Annotated in this window: 2 protein-coding genes and 1 pseudogene; 1 reads left to right on the forward strand and 2 read right to left on the reverse strand. The window is 71.4% G+C overall.

Annotation, left to right across the window (positions count from 1 at the left end; all coding sequences use genetic code 11):
• The first annotated feature begins 321 nt into the window (after positions 1–321).
• Positions 322–756 carry a PhlB family protein gene (locus ACZ7BZ_RS38275; RefSeq protein ID WP_380524402.1) on the forward strand — a complete coding sequence of 145 codons (435 nt, stop codon included), beginning with the start codon at positions 322–324 and terminating at the stop codon, positions 754–756.
• A gap of 192 nt (positions 757–948) precedes the next feature.
• Here the strand turns inward: ACZ7BZ_RS38275 and ACZ7BZ_RS38280 are convergent, their stop codons facing one another.
• Positions 949–1911: an electron transfer flavoprotein subunit alpha/FixB family protein gene (locus tag ACZ7BZ_RS38280; protein ID WP_470362413.1), complete on the reverse strand. Its 963-nt coding sequence runs from the start codon at positions 1909–1911 to the stop codon at positions 949–951.
• 55 nt (positions 1912–1966) lie between these two features.
• Positions 1967–2056 (reverse strand): annotated as a pseudogene (locus ACZ7BZ_RS38285) (electron transfer flavoprotein subunit beta); the annotation flags it as partial.

The raw sequence follows: 2056 nt of genomic DNA on the forward strand, positions 1-2056 counted from the left end.
TCCGCCGCGAACGGAGCGATCTTCGCCTCGGCCAGCGAACGCACCGCCTCACGGAGCATCTCGTGCTCCTCGGAGATACGGAAGAGATCGAAGTCCTGGCTCATGATCGCCACTCCTGTTTCACGACGGTACTCAGTACCCTTCATTATGCACGCACGCGGCAAAAAGGGAACTCAGTGCCTTCACAGGGCGGCACTGAGTTCCCTATCCTTTTCCTGCCGAACTACCGCCGGACCACCGCCGCACCACTGCCGTGGTTCCGCCGGACTTCTGCCGTACCACCGCCCGACGGAGCCGGTCCGAGCGCAGGGAGATGACAACGTGGTCCACTCAGCCATCGACGCCGACACCCGGAGTACGACGCTGTACTTCCAGCGCTGTACCTGGTGCAACAACCCGACCTTCCAGCGGCTGCTCTGCCCCACCTGCGGCTCCACCGAACTGCGGCTGGAGCCCAGCGAGGGCACCGGTGTCGTCCGGCGCTGCGCGGTCGAGCAGGCCCGTACGCCGCTGGTCCGTCAGAAGTCGCTGATCCGGATGGCGGAGGGGTTCGACGTCTGGTGCATCGTGGACGGGATGCGCAGCACCGTCCCGGTCGGCACCCGGGTGCGGCTGTTCCCCTCCCCCGGCTCCGACCAGCCCGAACTGCGGCTGCTGCCGGTGGAGGAGCCGCAGCAGGAGCAGGAGGTCGAGCCGCGGCCGCTGCCGCCGGCCCAGGGCGGGTTCACCCAGCACCTCGCGGCCTTCGCCGAGTAATCGGCGCGGGCCGTGCGGCCGTGCAGGCCCTGCGGGTCCGGTGATCCGCGTGGGTCCGCGTGGGTCCGCGTGGTCCGTACCGTCCGAACGGCCCGTACGGCCCGCGTGGTCCGCACGGCCGGGAACGACGGAGGGCGTGGCACTCGGTACCGGGGGTACCGAGTGCCACGCCCTCCGCGCTGCTCCGGGGGATCAGCCCTTGCGGGCCTTCACCTCGGTGGTGAGCTGCGGCAGCACCGCGAAGAGGTCGCCGACCACGCCGTAGTCGGCCAGCTCGAAGATCGGGGCCTCGGGGTCCTTGTTGACGGCCACGATGGTCTTCGAGGTCTGCATGCCGGCCCGGTGCTGGATGGCGCCCGAGATGCCGTTGGCGACGTACAGCTGCGGCGAGACCTGCTTGCCGGTCTGGCCGACCTGCGAGCTGTGCGGGTACCAGCCGGCGTCGACGGCGGCGCGCGAGGCACCGACCGCGGCGCCCAGCGCGTCGGCGAGCTCCTCGACCACGCCGAAGCCCTCGGCGGCACCGACACCGCGGCCACCGGAGACCACGATCGCGGCCTCGGTCAGCTCGGGACGGCCGGTCGAGACGCGCGGGGTGCGCGAGGTGACCTTGGCGGCGTTGCCGGTGAACTCCACCGACACGTTCTCCACCGCGCCGGCGGCCGCGGCGGCCTCCGGGGCGACGGCGTTCGGCTTGACCGTGATGACCGGCACACCGTTGCTGACGCGGGAGTCGACGGTGTACGAGGCGGCGAAGACCGACTGGGTGGCGACCGGGCCCTGGTCGCCGGCGCGGACGTCCACCGCGTCGGTGATGATGCCGGAGCCGAGGCGCAGCGCGACGCGGGCGGCGACCTCCTTGCCCTCGCCGGAGGAGGTCACCAGGACGGCGGCCGCGTCGTTCGCCTTGGCGATCTGGGCCAGGGCGTCCACCTTGGGGACGACCAGCTGGTCGGCGAACTCGGCGCCGTCCGCGACGTACACCTTGGCGGCGCCGAACTCGGCGGCCTTGGCGGCGATGTCGGCGGCCGCGGCACCGGCGCCCAGGACGACCGCGGACGGCTCGCCGATCCGACGGGCCAGGGTCAGCAGCTCCAGGGCCGGCTTGCGGACCGCACCCTCGGCGTGGTCCACCAGGACGAGAATCTCAGCCATTGCTCTATGTCTCCGTGTTTCGCTGGGTCTGGGGGTGAGCGTCTGGAGCCGGGGCTCAGATGAACTTCTGGTCGGCGAGGAAGGTGGCGAGCTGCTTGCCGCCCTCGCCCTCGTCCTTGACGACCGTGCCCGCGGTACGCGCCGG

Source organism: Kitasatospora sp. NPDC036934, assembly GCF_055608425.1.